Raw genomic sequence first — 21,327 nt, 5'->3', positions numbered from 1 at the left:
ATATTTTATTAGTTCTCTATTTTGTAAGCTGATTAAATGAAAATATTTTCTATATTTATCCTCCCTATATAATGACAATTTTTCCCTTACTTCGACATAAATCAAATGGTACAGTTTACAGGACAAATATAGAACCTACTTGTAGACGTTATTTTGTATAAAAATTAAAAAAACATTAGTTACTAGTTAGGAGGGAAAATATATTCTAACTATTTTTCAAATGGTACTTAAGGGTAGAGTGCTGAATGTTTGAAAATAGCTGATTAATACTTCTGTAGGATGGAGGTTGTCATTTGAAAGAAAAAGATAGGCTTAAATTTAGTAGGAGTAGTGTGAATTTTTCTAAAGATATAATATATCAAATTGTAACTGACAGATTTCTTAATGGATGTCCATCATATAACCCAAAAGGAGAGTTATACGATGAATCTAGGAGAAATAAAAAGAAATACTTTGGTGGGGATTGGATAGGGATTATTGAAAAATTAAATGCAAATTATTTTACTGAACTAGGTGTGACGTCTCTATGGATATCTCAACCGGTAGAAAATATCTTTACACCAATAAATGATTTGGTAGGAAGTACTTCATATCATGGGTATTGGGCTCGTGATTTTAAAAGAACAAATCCTTTTTTTGGGACATTTGAAGACTTTCAAACATTAATCAAAACTGCTCATGCAAAAGACATAAAAGTTATCATGGATTTTGCACCAAATCATACCTCACCTGCATTACATGATGATGCGACCTATGCTGAAAATGGTAGATTATATGATGATGGATTATTACTTGGTGGATACGATAATGATTACAATCATTATTTTCATCATAATGGCGGGACGGATTTTGAAGAATATGAAGATGGAGTTTATCGTAATTTATTTGATCTTGCAGATCTAAATCATCAAAATATCGTTATTGATTTGTATTTTAAAGAAGCTATTAAACTATGGTTAGATCAAGGAATAGATGGCATACGGGTTGATGCAGTGAAACACATGTCATACGGTTGGCAAAAAAGTTGGCTAAATTCAATCTATAATCATAGGCCAGTATTTATATTTGGTGAATGGTATATCAATCCGAATGAGTATGATCAAAGAAATTTTCATTTTGCAAATAATAGTGGTATGAGTTTGTTAGATTTTAGTTTTGCTCATAAAGTACGTGAAGTTTTTCGAGATGGAATTGATTCCATTTATGGTTTACACAAAATGATTGAAGAAACATATCAAACTTATAATGACGCGAACAATCTTATTACTTTTATTGACAATCATGATATGGATCGTTTTCACATGAAGGGAAAAAGTAAACGTGGAGTAGAACAATCATTAGTATTTTTATTAACTTCAAGGGGAATCCCTTCTATATACTACGGTACAGAACAGTATATGGTCGGGAATGGAGATCCGAATAATCGTGGTCAAATGGAATCTTTTAATGTAAATACAGACAATTTTAAGATAATACAAGCTTTATCCTCGCTACGTAGATTAAATAATGCACTTCCATATGGAACTACCAAAGAAAGGTATATAACAGATGATATCTATGTATATGAAAGATGCTTTGGCAGTGATGTGGTATTAATAGCTTTGAATCGAAATTTAACAGAAGGTTATGAAATAAAAGATGTTAAAACAGCACTTCCTTCTAGAAAGTATAAAGATATATTAGAGGGCCTTTTAGATGGTGAGGTAATTACGGTTGAGAATAATAGTATAGATTCATTATGGATCGGACCAGGTTCCGTACATGTTTGGCACCATAAAGGAGTAAATAGTTTACCTTTAATAGGAACTGTGGGACATAAAATGACTACAGTTGGTCAAATTATTTGTATTGATGGGTGTGGTTTTACTTCTAAAAAAGGATCTGTATTTTTTGAGGAAGAAGAGGCGGAAGTGATTTCATGGTCACATACTAGTATTAAAGTAAAAGTTCCAGTGGTGAAGGACGGTAAATATGGAATTACTGTTGTAACAGATAAAGGAACGAAAAGTAATATCTATAAACATGTGGAGGTCTTAAATAAAAAACAAGTATGTATTCGATTTGTGATTGAAAACGGATATGAAATACCCGAGAGTGAAGTTTTTATAATGGGGAATACTTATTCATTAGGGGATATGAACCCTTGCAAAGCAGTGGGGCCATTTTTTAACCAAATCATGTATCAATTTCCCACTGGTTATTTTGATATAAGTGTTCCAGCTGATACCTTGCTGGAATTTAAATTTATTAGAAGGGTAAATAAAACACTACTTATTGAAGGGGGAGAGAATCATAGATACCAGACACCGAGGTTTGGAACGGGTGAGGTTGTTGTAAAATGGCAAACCGCAGAAAAATCAATTTTGGTTGAGATTTAATGATATGAATCTACTTGCTATTAAAAATATTAATTTAAATCCTGAGCTATTTCGTTTTGAGGGTTAAATAAAAAATTTTATATTAAAGATTTCTAGAGTATAGCTTTGGAGTTAAAAAAATTCGTGTTGAAACTGTATAAAGAGAAGTGAAAAATACAATATTGGAGGTTGCTATGGTACAAGCTTCTAAAGTGGTTACTATTGAAAATTTTTACTCTGAAACACTAGAGAATAGTAGGAAATTATTTGTATATTTACCACCTGGTTACGAAAAGCATTCACAGCAAAGGTATCCTGTATTATATATGCATGCCGGGCAACGTCTATTTGAGCCTTTAATAAAAAATGATGAATCATGGAATGTCCATAAGACAGCTGATGAGCTAATTTTTGAAGGGAAAATTCAAAAAATAATAATTGTAGGTATAGCACATAAAAGAATTATAGAGAACAATGAGTTTTGTCATTTTATTTCACCAGATAAACATATAAAATGCTCAGGTTTATTATATGAAAAATTTATAATCAATGAGGTGAAACCTTATATCGATGATAATTTTAGAACAATGTCTGACGCTGAAAATACCGCTTTAATAGGATCTTCAGCAGGAGGTTTATCAACTTATAATATCGGTTTCCGTAACCCTAAAGTGTTTGGGAAAATAGGGATGATATCTCCATTCTTTGTGAAAGTCGAAGATGACCATTCGGAATTAAAATTATATGAGATGTATAAAGGGAAAAAAGACTTGAAAGTTTGGATGGATATAGGTAGTGCAGAAGGCTTTTTCTTGGTGAAACATGTAAGAGATATTGCAGAAACTTTATTAAAAAATGGTTACAAATATAGAGATAATTTAATTTTTTATCAGGATCCATATGGTGCTCATTTTGAAAAAGACTGGGGAGATCGTATGCATCTGCCATTAATATATTTCTTTGGAGATATAGGGAATATAGTTAATGTTACCTTGGATGGGCGAGATGAAGTTGGATTAACTGGAATGAAGGTAAAAATTAATCCAATTGTGACGTACGATAGTGGCTTTAAAATGAGTGATTTAGATGGTGTGTTTTTAGTCAATAACCCAGATGTATTAGAGGTTATGAATGATGGAACGATTATACCAAAAAAAATAGGAGAAGCCGAAGTCACCTTTGTAACACAAGGTGTAAAGGGAATACCAAAAAAATATAAGGTAATAGAAACATTATCAGAATTTGTAGATGTTTCCGTAACAGTCGAAGTACCTGAAAATACACCAGCTGGTGAACGAATTTATATGAGTGTAGGTATGATACTAGATAGAATAGAAAAAAATCGTTTTGCTGGGAATTTTACAGTGCCAAGGGATCTTGCATGCAAGTTTAAGTTTTCAAGAGGCTTTAGGCTCTTTGAAGTGGATAAATTTGGACAACCTATTCAAAATAGGAAATTTAAAGCTACTAAGGACTTACAGTTAAATTATACTGTCGAGAACTGGATAGGACTATAAAAATTAAAAGTGTGGGGTGAGTGCTGTAGTGAAAATAAAGGAATTAAAACCAACCTTTGATGTTCCTTATTATTATTCATGTTATATACCAATTCTTCACGATAAATTAAAAAGTATGGGTAGTATTAGTTATATGAGCTTAATAGCAAATGAAGAATTATATAGTATACCATCTTACCGTGTGGATACTACCACATCTTTACCTTCTGTAGCTAGATATACACAGTTGTTGGAATATAATCAAACATTTCGCATGGAGAAAAATGTGTATTCTAATTTTGGAAATGGTCTTCAATTTATAAAGGAATGTCTGAATCGTCAAGAAGTTTTTATTGCCTTAGGAAGTACATTTTTTCTACCTTATAGTAATGATTATTTGAATCCAAAATTTATAAAGAGTCATATAGATATCCATACGGATAAGTATGTTACCGACCACTACTTAGCAATTAACAAAATTACAGAAGATAGTGTATTTGTTCAAGATCCTGTCCCTAATAAATATATGGGAGAGATATCACTTGAGGAGTTTCATTCTTTTTGGAAAGGCGGAAGAGGTATACCTGAATTGGTTCAGGCAAAAGGAATAGAAAGAATCTCATCTTACTCCTCAATGAATGTGATTATAGAGGAAAAAATAAACCTAGAAAATATTAGAGATATTTTTTTGAAAACATTACAAAAGATATCAAGTGAGTATATTAAAGGTTTAGTTATGAGAAAAAACAATAAGATATATTATTTTGGCAAGATTGCAGCACTTGAACTTAAAGAAAATATAAATACCGATTTTCATAAGCAAATAAACATGTTTCCTTTGTATTTAAAATGTTTATTTGATATGAGATGGAGTAGATATTTTTTATATGACTTACTTATAGATATGAATGATTTATTTAAAGATAAATTTATGCATCTTGCTAGTGATTTAATGGATATAAAGCAATCATGGGAAAGACTGTATAAGATTGCACATATTAAATTATTAAAAAAGATAGTAACTTAAGTGATCTTGAATCTTTTAATTTGATAATGATGGATGTTATTACTAGAGAGAGTGTATTACATGAGAATATTTTATTTCTTCTGCAACATAATTATAGTCTCCAATCTTGATAGAGAAGCGATAATTGAGAAGTAAAGTAAGGGAACTACTATTTAGTATTCATGTTAAACACTTCTACAGGTGTTGGAAGGAAATATTCATAGTAAAAAATGATTCATAAAAAGGAGTGCATTTACTTGGAAAATACTAATAAAGAAAAAATTATTCAAATCGTATGGTGCTGTGTTGAAGAAGTGAATGAAAGTCTTGAAAATAAAATTGATCTTAAAAAAGGCTTGAAAGCACATCTTTATGATTGGGAAGGGTATTTAGATTCGTTGGGACTGGTATCTTTACTGGTAAGTATTGAACAAGGCTTAGAAGATGAATTGGGTATATCCGTTGATTTGGTTAATTTAGATACAATGTCACAACATAATAGTCCATTTAAAACAATAGAAACATTAGTTGCGTATATTATAGAGTGCCAGGAAACGTTAAAATCACTAACATAGCAAAATATTAAAGGATAAAAATTAAAAGGAGGTTGGGTATGCATATTGATTTTCTATTAGAAAGGTTTGAACTGAACAAAGAATACGAAGCTATTATTTGGGAGGATAAAATTTACACGTATGAGTGGTTACTAAATCAAACAAAGATTTATACAGGGGAGTTAAATGAACATAGAAAGATGGAGTATAAAATAGTCTCTTTAGAAGCGGACTATTCTCCATATTCCATAGCAATGTTTTTAGCACTTATTGAGTTAGGGTGTACAGTAGTACCAATCTTAAATTCTTTGGTTGACAGCAAGAAGAAAGAATACTATGAAATTGTTGAATTAGAAAATGTAATTAAAGTTGAAAGTGGAAATTTTGAAATAATCAATATGCAAAGAGATTACATTCAAAATGAATTGTTATTACAACTGAAAAAGTTAAAACATCCCGGATTAGTATTGTTTTCATCTGGCACAACAGGACACAGTAAAGCAATTGTACATGATTTTACATTACTTCAAAAGAAGTACAGCGTTGCAAGAAGTGCAAAGCGGGTTATACCATTTATGTTATTTGATCATATAGGGGGAGTTAATACGCTTTTCCAAATTCTTTCTAGCCTAGGGTGTTTGGTAATTATTGATGATCGTACCCCTAATCGAGTATGTAATATGATTGAGAAACATCAAGTGCAAGCTTTACCCGCATCACCAACTTTTATAAATTTACTTATACTGAGTGAGGTTTATAAAAAGTATAAATTAAATAGTTTGCAGACTATTTCTTATGGATCAGAAGTTATGCCTGAGACTACATTAAATAAAATAAACGAAATATTCCCTCACATTAAAATTATACAAATGTATGGCTTGTCAGAATTGGGAGTTTTATATTCACAATCTAAATCGAATGATTCTTTGTGGATTAAGCTAAGCGATGGGAATATTGAGTCAAGAGTTGTGGATGGAATGTTGCAGGTTAAATCAATGTCTACAATGATTGGTTATATTAATGCTCCAAGCCCATTTACCATAGATGGCTGGCTTATGACAGGAGATATGGTGGAAGTAGATGGAGATTATATTAAAATCTTAGGAAGAAAATCAGAGCTTATAAATATTGGCGGAGAAAAAGTATTTCCAGCTGAAGTTGAAAATGTAATACAGCTAATGAGTGGAGTAGAAGAGGTCGCCGTAGTTGGTGAAAAAAATGTAATCACGGGGCAAATGGTTAAGGCTGTTGTTAAATTGAATACGAATGAAACTGTAAGTGGATTTAGAAAGCGATTGAGAGAGTTCTGTAAAGATAAACTACCAGTATATAAGATTCCACAGAAAGTGGTCCTAACAACTGAGAAAATGCATACAGATAGGTTTAAAAAAAATAAGAAAGTATTTATGTAATTATAGCTTTTGTAGTAGGGAGAGGTCGCCTTAGGTTAAAATACAAATAAAAAAGTACTTCAAGTTCTTTTAATTTAGGAAATAGAGTGTCCTGACTTACGTCTCGCATATGTTATCATACCCTTTTTCGAATTGGCTTGTTTTTAATTTAATTACAAGTTTCGCATAAATAAGCTTCTCCTTAACACAAATAATGAAGTGTTGGGGAGAAGCTTTATTTTTGTTTTTGCTGTTGCTTAGTTTTACGATTCAGTAGTAATTTATCTAAGGAAATAGATTGGGTGTTAGTTACCACAAAAAATAAAGATACAGCTAATAACAACTCAAATTCATACCCTCCTATAAATCCTTTATTGAATTTTACGGTAATAATCGCTCCAGCCAAAAGTATAGAAAATAAGGTTGAAATGCATGCTTTTTTATTTTCCAACTTTTGGTTTAATGAAATAAGGTTCGACTTCTCCAGTTTTTATTTGAATATCCTGAATTGCTGTATTATTAATGGAACCTTTAATGGATCCAAATGTTTTATTTAGGATGTGACCAGCGCTTTTGAATCCAACATAATGCCCACGGACCATCCGTGGAAAACATGCACCAAACATACCGTGTACCGATATAATTGATTGAAAATGTAGAATTTCTGTAATTAAGAAACTCATCTCAAAATGAAAAGAATACTTATCTTATTGAGATGGTAGGGAAATTTTGCAGCTATATTTTAAAATCTGCACTTGAATCAAACTAAACTGTATGTTTACCTAAAGCAAGTACAATAAAAAAAACCTTGGATGTAAAAGAACTTAAGGAAATACTCTCTATCGACATCACGCACTATTAAGTTTTGAGCACAACACAAGCTATTTAGTCTTAAGGGGTTAAAGTTAACTGTTTTTATTAAAGTGTTCTTAATGTATATTTACATGCTAGCTATAGTCTATAAGCAACCATGTAATCAATATAATATGTATAGGTGAATGTATCTGAAACTAAAAGATATTAATACTGATGAAAGGGAATGATGCATTTTATTGGATTAACATAAGAGTATTATAAAAAAGGAAAAAAACAAAGACTTTATAACTTCGCACGAAATACCAATTTTACGAACAATAAGAGAGTCTTTTAAAAATATAATATAGCATCTAGGGATTTCGAGCCTATATCCATGAATTTTAGTGTATTGCTTTGAAGTTATATAATAATAATCAAATGCCGATCTACACATAAAGAATCTATATAAACAATTACATATTAATTTACACAAGTTTATCTTACGTTGACCTGATTAACTATAATTAATTTAAGCAATTCACATTTTATAACGCTCTGTAAACAATTTTTAATGTGCTCTGTATATATATAATCAATTTCATTGTATATACAGTTATATGTAGATTTTTCACCTGTTTTTATAGCGTAATACAAATTTATAGTGTGGTTCTCTATAATTAATACTAGAACAATTACAATATCACCTATTTATTTTTGCACGCATTTTAGTAATCCATAATTTAATTATGTAAATAAGTATGTGTAAAAATTGAATTTAACGCGAACTTGTGTTCGTGTATTTTTTCTGTTATAGTATATATGAGGTGATTTTTATGGATTACAGCAAGCAACGTCAAAAATCAGTACATCGTAAGAAATTATACGAGAATTTAAATGAAATGCCCTTTTACATAGAAGAATTTGTGGAGTACAAAGAATTGCATGATGCCTCTCCCTCCACCCTACTGAATTATGTATATGATTTTAGAGTTTTCTTTAATTGGCTATTATCTGAACAAATTATTGAATTTAAGCCCATTAAAGACATATCCTTCTCTGATTTGGAGAATTTAAAGAAAAAAGATGTTGAGAACTTTATGAGGTTTTTAAAACTACAACAAAAAATGCAGAATTCCTCTGTTAACAGAAAAATTTCAGCCTTAAAGTCTTTATTTAAGTACCTTACCTCCCTATCAGAGAATGATGATGGAGAATGTTATTTTTATAGAAATGTAATGGCTAAAATTGAAATACATAAAGATAAGGAAACATTAAATGCCCGTGCAAAACGTATGAGATCTAAAATATTTCATAATGATGACGATCAAGAGTTTTTGAATTACATTAAGTACGAACATGAAAAATCTTTAACAAAACATCAGTTGTTCTATTTCCTAAGAGATAAAGATCGTGATGTAGCTATTCTTTCTCTCTTTCTTGGTAGTGGTATTCGTGTAAGTGAATTGGCCGATCTTCGTATGGAAGATATAAACTTAAAAGAAAGGCTAATTGATGTAATACGAAAAGGAAACAAAGAAGATTCTGTATGGATTACCCCAATTGCATTGAATGATCTTGAAAATTATATGGAAATTAGAGATAAAAAATATGCTCCAGGGAAAGAATTAAAAAATGTATTCTTATCGAAGTATAAACATACTGCACAGCCTCTTTCAGTTAGGGCTATCCAAGATATAGTAGAAAAATATACTAAGGCCTTTGGTAAAAGAATGTCTCCTCATAAATTAAGACATACATTGGCAAATAAGTTATATATGGAAGAAAAAGACTCGTTACAAGTGATGCAGCAACTTGGGCATACTAGCCAAGATACGGCCTTATTATACACACAGCTTGGAGAAACAACTATTAAAGATAGCTTAGGCAGAATAGGAAAGAATAAATAATAAAAGTTCAGCAATTTTACATTGCTGAACTTTTATTATTTTCCCTATACTAGGGTTAAAATGATATGTATTATTCGTTTCGCATTTGATTTTATTATGTAAAAAATATATAGTTTGAAATCTAAATTAATTGGAATATAAAAACTCTCTCTTAGTAGATATAAATAAAAATTTTAGATTTCTACAATTGTTGTTTACGTTAAATGGGAATTTAACGAACAGTTGGGTTGTTATGGGAGTAACCCCCTTCCCCCACTAAATGTAGAAAGACATGAAAATGGATATTTTTTAGACAAGAAAGTGGATACTTTTTTATAAAGAAATTGCTTCAGTTATATATCTACGTAATACACGCTGTAGAAATAAAACAGCACATCGATTAAAATGTTGATTAAGTCCTTCTGAACTCATAAGTGTAGCTGTATTTGCATAAAGCTGACTACATAATCAAGTAATAGAATCGCTGTAGTTCTTTAGCGAACAAATGAAACTCATCCCGAATCGATAGATTCATACAAAACGCCATCCTTTCTGTATATTTCTACAAAAAGAATAGCGTTTTTAAGGTCAAATTAATATGAGATTATATTGGTTTAATAAAATCCTATAAATCAATTCTCTTGTAGAGTATAATCTTTGGGAGCCGTATTATAATTTATAAGGATTATTTTTTGTTAAATTTTCCAATTCTTTTTCATGGGAAATCTTAAGACTTTTCTTTTTCTTTTCAATGGATGTGATTTTATGAAAAGTTAGCAAAGATAACATAGAGAATAATTTATAATATATCTCTGTAGATCCGTTCTTATTGTTTGAAATAATTTGTTCCATAGTATAGAATCTCCTTTTTTAATACAGTCCTGTTTCTAATTTCAATACTTGGTTATTATTTTACCAATTTTTATTGAAATCTTCTACTTTACTAATTATTAATTCTTGATAATTTACATTCTAATTCTATATTTACCTTTAACAGTACAATTTTTTCATTTTGGGGATACTTCAAAATGTTAAGTTGATGGGCATGTGGCGGTACCCCTACAAAAAGAATAGCGTTTTTTGTTTTATGAATACACTATTTTAGCTTGATAGCGACGTGCTATACTTCTCAATCATTAGAAGATCCCCCAGCCATTTGTGTAAACGATTAATATCCCCAAATGTCTACTTCAGCTACTGAAGCAAATCTATTCTGTCCATTCGTTACTTCCATTTTCACATACTTTGCAGTAACTGGGGTAAATGTTGCCGTTTTCTTATCACTATTATTTCCCCATGTTCCTGATGATACTTTGTCATATTTAACGCCATCTACACTCGTATAAATATTGTAGCCTAAAATGCGGCCGTTCTCTGACCCGTCTTGTCTTGGGAGATAGTCCACTTTTGAAATTGTTTGATTTTTATCAAGTTCCAATGTTAAATTGTATGGATATTGATTTGGTGTCCAACTGCTATGCCAAAGTGTATCAGGTTTTCCATCGATTGCCTTACTCGCTGAACCACTGGATTCCTCACTATTTGCACTTGCTTTCATCGTATTTTTAGGCAATACGTATGGTTTAACAGATGGAGAATCAGTTAGAATATCTACTTCAGCTGCAGAGGCAAATCCATTCTGTCCATTCGTTACTTCTACTTTTACATATCTTGCAGTAATAGGGTCAAATGTTGCGTTTTTCTTATCACTATTATTTTCCCATGTTCCTGATGATATTTTGTCATACTTAACGCCATCTACACTCGTATAAATATTGTAAGCTAAAATACGTCCATTTTCTGACCCATCTTGCCTTGGAAGATATGCCAATTGTGAAATGGTGCGTGTATCACCAAATTCTAGTGTCAAATTGTAAGGATATTGATTTGGTGTCCAACTACTATGCCAAAATGTATCTGTTTTTCCATCTATCGCCTTACCAGCTGAACCCGTTGATTCCTCACTATTTGCACTTGCCTTCATTATTTTTTTAGACAATACAGCAAGTGGTTTAACAGGTTTAGCATCCGTCGCTTCCCATATAGGTGCAATTAATGTTGGATTATTTAAAGCTTCTACTTTTTGTCTCGTTTCTTGAGTTGCCTTCAATCCCCACTGATCAAAAAACGGAAGTAAATTTTGTTTTGCTATTTTTGATGTATTGTAAATAAATTCCTGTATTTTATCTTCATCTGTTTTTGGAAGTTGATCCTCTGGTAGCTCTCGATATAATTTGTGAAGATTTGGATAAAAATCATCGCCATATGCCAAATGAAGCTGCCAAAGCATAACAAGTTTTACAAACAGGTCGTCAATATTTTTATATTCTTTATTCGTTTGTTTTAAATACGCAAAAGCTCTATTATAATCTCCCTCTGATTCTAAACGTGTTGGTTTATTTGGATATAATTTCTTGACTGCAGCTATAGAATATAGATTAACAGTTACTTCACCCATACTTCTTAAATCATTCCACGTCCATGGATATTGTTGTCGTGCATGTCCCGCTTCATGCATTTGTCCCCATCCAAACTCATTGACATTTAAAGTACTTTTGATTGCTTCACCAGCAGTCGTAAAGACGGCTTCATCCCAACTTGCATACATGCCCCAACTTTGTGCGTTAGGGTTTTCTACAAAGGCCCAAATACGACGAGTTGAACGATGTAAAGGATTAGGATCTGTTTCAGATAACCCCGATATCCTATCTTGTGCCCGAATCATTTCATCATATTTATTTAATAGAGGAACAGGATCTTGATTTACAATATATTTATTGGCACTATCACGAGTTACAGTTAGTACTGCTCGTTCTGATTTCAATTGTACCGCATGTGCCTCTGGATATTTGTTCATCATGGCAATCCAGTCTTCTTTCGTGTGTTTCCCTAATTCAAAGAATGGAATAGGACTACCGCCTTGTGTTACCTGCACCTTAACTGTTCCTGTGCCTTGATAATTATCAAACCCTAATACGCCGCCGTTTGGAGAAGAGATGGTATTAGAGCCAGGAGAAAGATCAATTTCTTTTCCCCATTCTTTATCATATTGATGTGTCCCAATAATGGCTCTAATCTTTTGCGTTCCTGATACTGTAATAGTAACCTGTTCATTAGGTTTTACATAAATTCCTGTTGGCATATAATTTTTTTGCTCACCTCTTTTTTCCCTTTTTGCTTCATCCCAAAAACTGCCTGTACCTGGAAGGTCGAACTCTCTTTGTTCAAATTGAGTTACAGTTTGTGCAGTTTCAGCATGTACATCTAAATTGTTTGTCATAATAGGTGCAAATAACGTGGTTGCTAAAATAGCGGATGTCGCAAACACCTTTATTGTTTTTTGAATCTACCATTCTTTCTTCTGTTCATATAAATCAGTCCTTTCGTTCAAATTCGTTATTACTTACATACGAAATATCAGTTTTCTCACTAATGCCAAAAGTGGATTTATTAAATGCACACTTATTTTAAACAATGTTGATTATATTTTTGGATGAGTACAAAAAAAGCATAGTAACACTTCAAATTCTTTTCCTAATTAATCTAGAAACACATTACCTTCATTGATTTCTTAAATCACTCCTCTAAGTAAGAATTTAAGATAAATGTCCTATCTCAAAGATCCTTTCCTAATTTTGGGATTACGCATTAAGTATAATTCAAAAATAAAGTTATACAATTGAGAAAAATAAAAAATGTTAAAAATTTACATGCACGTAATATTTTTAACATTTACTGAAAAATAATGTGTTATATGGGGATAAATTTAATATATATATGATGTTAAAAAATAGTTTAAATAGAGTATTTTGAATTCATAAAAGTAAAAAAGATTACGAAATTCTATTTTTTATAGATATGGCGGGTCAATATACGAATCGTCGCCGTACTTCTTAGACGAATGAAGGAGTTTTATCAAAAAACAAAAAGCCGATTTTAAATTATATTAGAAATAACAGTAAGTCTGTAACCTATTTTTACACGTATCTCGGCTGTACCCCAATTTCATTCTTTAAACAGAAGAGGATTATCTTTCTTGCGATATAAAGAAAGATAACCTTTTTTCTTTTTTATAATACAAAATATAGCCACAACATCATGCTTAATGTTTTTTGAACTATTGCTTAGCATAAGGATAGTTCATTTCCATTCAGGAAATCTCCACCTTGGTGTCTTCATATTAAGAAGTACCCACTTTCTTGTCACGATATGCGGACAAGAAAGTGGGTACTAAATGAATTGCATTTGTTGGTAATTCAACATTTTACGCTAGAAAATTAGTTCCTACTTTCATGTCTTTCTACATCAGGTGTACAAGGACATGAAACTCCAAACTATTTAGAAAAGAATATCTAAACTTTCACTTTTAGATATTGGTTGGGACAAGAAACTCTAAACTAAATTTTTATAGATTTACAGAACTATACCCATTTAATCGTGTGTGAAAATCTCCCATTCTTACCTAATAACCTATACCATCAGTCTTATTAATTAATTTATTCATATAATGATAATGAGTTTAAGTCGATTATGGGAGCTACATTAGTTTGAAGGAAAGATTTTTCCCAACAATTCATATATGATTCAAAAGGTCTATGTATTTTTGAAGTCCTTCAAAATGTTATCTCAAACCTTTCGACACATTGATTTTTATAGAAATACCACGTTCCTATAGAATTTCAGACACATCACAATAGCTTAAAGAAAAACAACGGCTACCACGATAATATTTTTCTTGAACTGTTTTCCTTTAAAATATCTCATCCGTTATACTTCTCGTTTGCTTGTTACAGAGTTTAACTTACTTTAAAAACTTTGCAACAGAACCCTCTTTCTTATTTTTCAAAATAAGCCGCACCAAAGTTTTCATTAAACCTTTTACACCATATAGAAACCGAACCGTATGTACCTACATCTATTCCTTCAGGAATTCCATAGTTTTGGTCTCCTTTGTTTCCCTTTAATTTTCCTAATTCAATATACTGATGATTTTTCACGTCTTCATTATTTTTCAAATGGTTTGTAGGAACTAATACAACTCGAACATCTGGCCCGTTAGATGTTGAAAAATTGGAAAGTCGTAAAACGCGTTTTCCATCCGCTAATTGATGGATTGTTGCTCTTCCAGTTGTTTCATGGACACCATTTTGAAACTGCCCTTCACTTATTACTCGTTCTTGTTGTTGTTTTGTTTCGTTTGATTGTATTTCTGTTTGTGGCAATGCTTCATTCACTTGCTTATCAATAAATAATTTCTCGGGGCGGAACAAAGACCATAAAATTCCTCCGACAATTATAAAACCTCCTATAATCAATACATGTTTTCTTTTCATAAAATAAAAAACCTCCTGTAACATACTGTATAGTAGTATGTTAACAAGGAAGTCTTTCATTTCTATAATATAAGTATTACAAAAGTCTTTCAGCGGTCTTATTTTTTTCTGATGTGATGGGAAGAGTAAACCAAAATTCACTTCCCTGTTTGCCATCTAAGCGATTTCTCACACCAATTTCTCCTTTATGCATTTCAATCAATGATTTTGCAATGGCTAATCCGAGTCCGGATCCACCAGATTGTGAACTTCTTGATTTATCCGTTCTAAAAAAACGCTCAAATATGCGTAATTGGTCATTTGGAGTAATTCCTTCTCCTTCATCGCGCAAAATGAATTGGACTTGTTGCTTTTTTTTATTTTCCTCTACAATCAATTCGATTGTTCCAGAAACAGGGGAATACCGAATCGCATTATCTAACAAATTACTGATGACCCGTGCTATTTTACACGGCATAATTAAAAGTCGAGGTAATGTATCAGGAACCTGCAATTGTAAATCGATCTGTTTGTTTGCTAATAAGAAAGAATGTGACTCTAGTACATCTAAAAGAATTTTGTCCATATGTGTAAAACTTGGATGAAAATCTACTTGTCCAATTTCTAACTTTGAAAGGTCAAATAAGTCATTAATTAATCCACTTAATCGATTTATTTCTTTTAAGGTCGTCTCTAAGTACTGCTTTCTCGTTTCAGGATCTTCAATTAAGTTATCTTGTAATGCTTCTATCATCAATTGTATGCTAGCCATAGGCGTTCGTAAGTCGTGTGAAATATTCGTAATCAGCTCCTTACGTGCCTTTTCCCCTTCTTCTAACTTAGTAAACCCTTCTTCTAAATTTTTAGCCATCCGTTGAAAGGCTGTTGTTAATTCTTTAAACTCCCGTGGTTCTTTTCCAATTATGTACATCGTTTCAAATTGTCTATCGCTAAATTGTTTCGTTAGTTCAATTAAATTTTGAATGGACCTCATGATAGGGCGTGTCATTAACCAGTAAATAAACGTTGAAATAATCAGTCCGACAACCGCAATTACTGTTAATAGCCGTGTTTGTTCTGGTTCAAGTAACATTTGCGTTTCACTATACCATATAGCAATTACCAAGATACTGGTACTTAATAAATTCATCAATAACAATTGAATACGTAAACTCATGTTTCATTTCCTCCATTTGGCTCAAAGCGATATCCTATTCCCCAAACCGTATGAATCCAACGATTCTTTGTCGTATGCTTTTCCAGCTTGTCACGTAAACGACTCACTAACACGGTTACTGTGTTTGTACCCCCTTCATGTTCAAAATCCCAAATAAGTTCAAGAAGTTGCGAACGGGAAAACACTTGTTTTGGATGCTGTGCCATGACATAAAGTACCTCGAATTCTTTCACAGTTAATTCCACGTTATTTTCACAAACGAGTACACACCTTGTCTTTGGATAAATTTTTAAATCTGGAAATTCTATCACTTCTGATAGATATTCTTTTGCTTGTATCGTTACCTGGCTGCCTCTTCTTAATATAATTTGAACCCTTAATACTAATTCACGAGGTGAAAATGGTTTTGTTACATAATCATCTGCGCCCATTGTTAAGCCTAAAATTCGATTTCTTTCCTCTCCCTTAGCAGTTAACATAATAATAGGAACATTTGATTGTTGACGAATTTCCTCGCATAATTCCCATCCATCTTTTTTGGGCATCATCAAATCTAAAATAATCAAATCTGGTTGATATTGATGAAATACATCCCAGCCTTCCATTCCATTCATAGCTGTATATACTTCGTATCCTTCTCTTTCTAAATACCGTTTGCATACTTCTCGAATGTTTTCTTCATCTTCTACGATTAAAATCCTTTTTTTCATATATAATCCTCGCTTCTTGTGCATAAATCACAATTGAAATGTTTCTATTATCTGCTTTAATCTAATAAATCTATGGAACTTGGAGATGCAGGTGCTATAACTGATAGTATTGCTAGGTTAGAATCCAACAATTTGATCTTATATTCACTAAAAATTATTAAAAGTGATTCTATAATCCAGATGGTAATTTTAACACTTGATTACTTGTATGACTAGATAAGTTCTGTTTATGTACCATTCTGAAAAGAATACATACTGGGGAGTATTTAGTTTGTGGCGTATAGAATAGAGGTAACAAATTTATAGAAAGACTTGCTACATTAGAAATCTATATAGGTACCCCCTCTCCATACGGACAGGGGGTACCATATATAGCATCATTCTTTACTTAATACTTTCTAACTCCCATTTGTGGTTATCACCTGTGAGGTTGTATTCTCAGGTTTTAAAATAAACTCACTAGAAGCTACAACTGGGGCGCTACCATTATTTGCAACAGTACTAGCCCATTATTAACTAACTTTTCACCTTGTAATATCCATTACTATCAAAGACGAAGGTCCTACGGCCATTCTCGACTTGTTGTTTCATGGACATTAGAAATGTACTTCTTCACATGATTAAATTCTTAAAAGAATATCAACGCCCACTCTTTAACCCATTTTCTCATTCACTGATTGGAAGCCTTGTTTTTAGTTTTTCAGAGTTATATGATCCAGTTAGGTTGAGGGATCTCATTTAGAGAGTCATATTTATAAAAAACAGACTCTTTTTGGATTATTAATAACCTTTGTGTCCATGACTGTCAAATTTATAAGTCTTCCAAACACCTTTCCCATTATCAAGTTCAACAGTGGTGTTTTGATAAATTGAACCATCTTCTTTGGCATAATAAGTAAAGTACCCGTAATAAGGGAAATGGTATCCAACACCAACAGAGAACCATCCTATCTTAGCTGCTCCAGAATCATCGAAGTAATACCATTTACCATCGATTTCTTGCCACCCTTTTTGCATTACGCCTTTATTATCGAAGTGGTATATTTTACTATTTTCTTTTTTAAACCCTGTCAACATAGCTTGTCCGTCATTATTAAAATAATATTTTTTTCCGTCAATATTTTCATAACCATCAAAAGTGTAGTGCTTACCATCTTTAAAATAATAATTCTTTCCATCAATTATCTTCCAACCCGAATAGGAAGCTCCATCCTCTAAGCTATAATAGTGCATTGTGACTTTTTCAGTTCCATCTGATTGGAGGAAAGGTCTCTTTCCAGTGAGTCCTGGCTTTCTAACAGAACCGTCTTTCTCAAAGACTACGTGTTTCCCGTTAAGAGTAACAGTAGTAGTACTAGCTAATGCTTTCCCATTCAGATCTGAAGCCCTCTCAAGCACGCCTTTGTTGGAAAAGTGAAGAATGACATGTTGGTCTTCTAGACGCATTTCATTCTTTGTAACTGCGAAATCTTTAAAATAGTAAATTTTACCTTCTATTTCTTTCAGACCCTCTTTAACAAACGCTCCAGAAGCATCAGAATATTGCTCATCTTTCCAGGCTGATCGCTGCAGAACACCAGAATCCTTGAAATGATAGACCTTACCCTCAATCTGTGCATCAGATGAGTTTGACGACATTACCAGGGAGTTAGAATGCGGAGCAAAATAATACGTATTAGCCTTAATTTCCTGCCAACCCTTCAAAAGAACTCCAGAAGCATCTGCATAATGATATGATCCATCTCGTTCTATCCAACTATTCGTTATTAATTTTCCAGAAGAATCGTATGCAGTCCATATAGAGCCATCACTTTTATCATTAGCTTTGAACTCTACTCTTCCATCATACTTCTGTCTATCATGTTCTTTACCAGGGTACCAGTCTATTAACCAGTTGTGAACTTCATCATTCGTTTTTGCAGTGAAACTAATTCCAGATCTGAAAGAATTAGCACCATCGTTTTCCTTCAGGAAGCCTTGAATGTATGGATTACTAGTCAGACGTACTCCATTCTTGTTTACCAAATCAAACTGCCATTTATTAAGAAAAGCGGGGGCTGAGACAAGTTCAAACAATTCATCGTCACCAATCGAATCGGAATATTGAAGAACATTTCCTTCTTTCCCTGAAAGATATTTTGAACCTGCTTTTACCAATACTTTATTGCTTCCTTTTTTATAGGGGATAATTTGATAGGATTCACCGTGATTTAGTGAGCCATATGCTGCTTTAATAGGTGTCTCTAGGGTATTGGTGATCTCTGCGAATACATTACTTGACCGGTTATTAAAATCTGCTTGAGCTGTAGGGTTATTCGTAACATAATTAGAAAGAACTTCTCTACCTACTGGATGTGAAGTCAATGTTGCTACCTTCTTTTGTTCATCTGTTAAGTAAGAAAAGCGGTCCACCCCTAATCCTTTAAAACCGTCAAGAGAATCTGCTCCAAATTTCTTCTTATAAAATTCGTCAACAAGTACTTTATTTTCACCGGATGTTTTTTCTACGTATATGGTGATACCTTGATTAAGCGCAACCCCGGTTTTTCCTTCATCCAATTGCGCCTTTGTAATGTAAAGAAGATCGTGCTCTGATACAGATTCTGCAAAGGGTTTCAAATCTACAATTGTACCGGGTTCTGTAATCTTAAGCTGTTGCCCCGATTTTAAGTCTTTCATCTCACTTTTTCCATCTGGATAAAGTACTTTAATCGTTCTAGTGAAATTGGAATCTCCTTTCGTATGATGCATAGAAATATTAAATTCCCCAGATTTAAAGTTAGGAGCTCTGTAAGACACATTCTCTGCATAGGGGCCAGTGTAATTAGATAAGTCAGGCTCCCCTACAGATATCCCAAGCTTTTCATAAATATCAGCTACAATACCTAATGAAGTAATAGTCACATCCAACACCGTGGCTAAACCTGCGCTAGCTTTGTTCTCTGCAACAGGGGCTAAAGAAAAAAGAATACCTAATGCAGCTGTGGCAGGAATTAATTTCTTACCAATTCTAATTGTTTTAAAGTTTTTTTTCATTTTTGTTTTCCTCTCTTAGTAGAATTTAGTTCAGATTGCTTTAACACAATGCTGTTCCTCACTCTCTACTTGTACTTTTTATTAACCACTGATATAACATCAATATCAGTAAGTTCATCTTAGTTTAAAAATCTTTCATTTCTCTTTCACAAATGTTACAAAAGTCTTTCATAAATCTTTTTTTATTTTATGTATATATTATGTTGCTTTTATGGTGGGTAGTTTGAGTGAAAATAATTGGGGTCTTATCAACAAAATGCGGTTGTACAAGTACATGAAACTCCATACCATTTAGACAAGAAAATCTAAACTAAATTTTTATAGATTTAAAGAACTATACCCATTTAATCTTGAGTGAAAAACTCCCATTCTTACCTAATAACCTATACCATCATGCTTACTAATTTATTCATATAAAGATAATGATTTTAAGTGGATTATGGGAGTTACATTAGTTTGAGGGAAAGCTTTTTTCCCGACAATTCATATATGATTCAAAAGGTCTATGTATTTTTGAAGTCCTTCAAAATGTTATCTCGAACCTTTCGACACATTGATTTTTATAGAAATTCCACCACTTCAAAAGGCGTACCTTTTGAAGTATTAGAATACTCCTGAAGAAATAAATAATTCTAATCATAAAGGGCAGTTAATATTAATTTGTTTTTGGCAGAGGTTTTGATAATTATAAATCCAACTTTTCTATTTTTGGCACGTTTCATTTACAGAAGATAGATAATAACATAATTTTCTCAATAAGGAATTTTCTGCTTTAAATATAATTTTTTCGCAATTCATGGTATATCTGTATTAAGGGGACCTTTTCGGTTGATTAGGGAGAAAGATTATAAAAATGATATGGGAGGAACAAAAAATGTCATTGAAAAAGAAATTAGGTGTTGGAGTGGTTTCAGCCGCTCTTGGTTTATCTTTAATTGGTGGGGGAACATATGCATATTTTAGCGATCAAGTGGTGACAAATAATTCATTTGCTGCAGGTACATTGGATTTAGCTATGCAACCAACTACTTCACTTAACTTAGAAAATTTAAAACCAGGGGACAAAATATTAAAGAAATTCAATTTAAAAAATGGTGGTACATTAGATATTAAAGATATCATGATGAAAATAGACTATACTGTAAACGATTTAAAACAAAATAACACTACAGAAGATTTCGGTAAACATATTAAAGTACAATTTCTTTGGGATTGGGATCCTGCAAAAAGCCCTGCATACGAGACAACCCTTGCAGAACTAAAATCACAAAGCCCAGAGATTGCCTCCAAAAAAGTATTTCATTCTAAGTGGACTGAAACAGGAGGATTAAAACCTGGGAAAATGGATTGGTTTTGGATTAAGTTTATATTTGAAGACAACGGAACAGATCAAAACGTGTTCCAAGGAGATAGTATTGCTCTAAAAATGGAATTCCAAGCCAATCAAACAGATGGACAAGAAAGATAAAGTATTTATATTCAGGATTAATTTATATCTTTTGTTATTTATGAAGAATTGAATTTTAACTTCACATTTAATTAGTATTTGCTATTTTTACAAAGTACCCACTTTGGTGTCTTAGTTTAAAAAGTACCCATTTTCTTGT

Annotated in this window: 15 protein-coding genes and 2 pseudogenes; 7 read left to right on the top strand and 10 right to left on the bottom strand. The window is 32.2% G+C overall.

Translation table 11 applies throughout. From position 1 onward, the window contains the following. The first annotated feature begins 293 nt into the window (after window positions 1-293). The 5 genes from JFU20_RS00330 to JFU20_RS00310 all read left to right on the top strand — a co-directional run bounded on the left by JFU20_RS00330 (window position 294) and on the right by JFU20_RS00310 (window position 6,825). Window positions 294-2,378 (top strand): alpha-amylase family glycosyl hydrolase, encoded by a 2,085-nt coding sequence (locus JFU20_RS00330; protein ID WP_078205340.1) that lies wholly within the window; start codon window positions 294-296, stop codon window positions 2,376-2,378. A gap of 173 nt (window positions 2,379-2,551) precedes the next feature. Further along, window positions 2,552-3,874 carry an alpha/beta hydrolase gene (locus tag JFU20_RS00325; protein ID WP_078205339.1) on the top strand — a complete coding sequence of 441 codons (1,323 nt, stop codon included), beginning with the start codon at window positions 2,552-2,554 and terminating at the stop codon, window positions 3,872-3,874. A gap of 28 nt (window positions 3,875-3,902) precedes the next feature. Then, window positions 3,903-4,880, top strand: a complete 978-nt coding sequence (locus tag JFU20_RS00320; protein ID WP_242488117.1) for a hypothetical protein — start codon at window positions 3,903-3,905, stop codon at window positions 4,878-4,880. Between the two features lie 236 nt (window positions 4,881-5,116). Further along, window positions 5,117-5,434: an acyl carrier protein gene (locus JFU20_RS00315; protein WP_078205337.1), complete on the top strand. Its 318-nt coding sequence runs from the start codon at window positions 5,117-5,119 to the stop codon at window positions 5,432-5,434. Window positions 5,435-5,472: 38 nt separating this feature from the next. Then, on the top strand, window positions 5,473-6,825 hold the full coding sequence (locus JFU20_RS00310) for an ANL family adenylate-forming protein (RefSeq protein ID WP_078205336.1): 1,353 nt from the start codon (window positions 5,473-5,475) through the stop codon (window positions 6,823-6,825). A 214-nt stretch (window positions 6,826-7,039) separates the two neighbouring features. Here JFU20_RS00310 and JFU20_RS00305 read toward each other — a convergent pair whose 3' ends face one another. Both JFU20_RS00305 and JFU20_RS00300 read right to left on the bottom strand, forming a co-directional pair. Continuing rightward, on the bottom strand, window positions 7,040-7,255 hold the full coding sequence (locus JFU20_RS00305) for a hypothetical protein (protein ID WP_242488116.1): 216 nt from the start codon (window positions 7,253-7,255) through the stop codon (window positions 7,040-7,042). Next, window positions 7,245-7,487: a hypothetical protein gene (locus tag JFU20_RS00300; protein WP_242488115.1), complete on the bottom strand. Its 243-nt coding sequence runs from the start codon at window positions 7,485-7,487 to the stop codon at window positions 7,245-7,247. The genes JFU20_RS00305 and JFU20_RS00300 overlap by 11 nt, the downstream gene beginning before the upstream one ends. A gap of 945 nt (window positions 7,488-8,432) precedes the next feature. Here JFU20_RS00300 and xerS point away from each other — a divergent pair. Next, on the top strand, window positions 8,433-9,506 hold the full coding sequence (gene xerS / locus JFU20_RS00295; RefSeq protein WP_078205333.1) for a tyrosine recombinase XerS: 1,074 nt from the start codon (window positions 8,433-8,435) through the stop codon (window positions 9,504-9,506). 321 nt (window positions 9,507-9,827) lie between these two features. On the opposite strand, the pseudogene JFU20_RS00290 reads toward xerS, so the two are convergent. The 8 genes and pseudogenes from JFU20_RS00290 to JFU20_RS00260 form a co-directional block, all read right to left on the bottom strand. Continuing rightward, window positions 9,828-10,020: pseudogene (locus tag JFU20_RS00290) on the bottom strand (IS4 family transposase); the annotation flags it as partial. A gap of 134 nt (window positions 10,021-10,154) precedes the next feature. Then, window positions 10,155-10,337, bottom strand: coding sequence for a hypothetical protein (locus tag JFU20_RS00285; RefSeq protein WP_201038167.1), 183 nt, complete (start codon window positions 10,335-10,337; stop codon window positions 10,155-10,157). A gap of 316 nt (window positions 10,338-10,653) precedes the next feature. After that, window positions 10,654-12,813 (bottom strand): M60 family metallopeptidase, encoded by a 2,160-nt coding sequence (locus tag JFU20_RS00280; protein ID WP_201038166.1) that lies wholly within the window; start codon window positions 12,811-12,813, stop codon window positions 10,654-10,656. 1,344 nt (window positions 12,814-14,157) lie between these two features. Then, window positions 14,158-14,249 (bottom strand): annotated as a pseudogene (locus JFU20_RS29900) (IS6 family transposase); the annotation flags it as partial. A 71-nt stretch (window positions 14,250-14,320) separates the two neighbouring features. Further along, complete coding sequence (locus JFU20_RS00275) at window positions 14,321-14,818, bottom strand: DM13 domain-containing protein (RefSeq protein WP_078205327.1); 498 nt, start codon at window positions 14,816-14,818, stop codon at window positions 14,321-14,323. 76 nt (window positions 14,819-14,894) lie between these two features. Continuing rightward, complete coding sequence (locus tag JFU20_RS00270) at window positions 14,895-15,974, bottom strand: sensor histidine kinase (protein WP_078204010.1); 1,080 nt, start codon at window positions 15,972-15,974, stop codon at window positions 14,895-14,897. After that, window positions 15,971-16,684: a response regulator transcription factor gene (locus JFU20_RS00265; RefSeq protein ID WP_061675673.1), complete on the bottom strand. Its 714-nt coding sequence runs from the start codon at window positions 16,682-16,684 to the stop codon at window positions 15,971-15,973. The genes JFU20_RS00270 and JFU20_RS00265 overlap by 4 nt, the downstream gene beginning before the upstream one ends. A gap of 780 nt (window positions 16,685-17,464) precedes the next feature. Continuing rightward, window positions 17,465-19,720 carry an N-acetylmuramoyl-L-alanine amidase family protein gene (locus JFU20_RS00260; RefSeq protein ID WP_201038165.1) on the bottom strand — a complete coding sequence of 752 codons (2,256 nt, stop codon included), beginning with the start codon at window positions 19,718-19,720 and terminating at the stop codon, window positions 17,465-17,467. A gap of 874 nt (window positions 19,721-20,594) precedes the next feature. Here JFU20_RS00260 and JFU20_RS00255 point away from each other — a divergent pair. Further along, complete coding sequence (locus tag JFU20_RS00255; protein ID WP_151304091.1) at window positions 20,595-21,188, top strand: TasA family protein; 594 nt, start codon at window positions 20,595-20,597, stop codon at window positions 21,186-21,188. Window positions 21,189-21,327: the final 139 nt, after the last annotated feature.

Origin of the sequence: Bacillus sp. TH30, from assembly GCF_016650875.1 — a bacterium.
GTDB classification, from domain to species: domain Bacteria; phylum Bacillota; class Bacilli; order Bacillales; family Bacillaceae_G; genus Bacillus_A; species Bacillus_A mycoides.
Note: the sequence above shows the minus strand (reverse complement) of the source record. Positions and strands in the feature narration are given on the sequence as shown.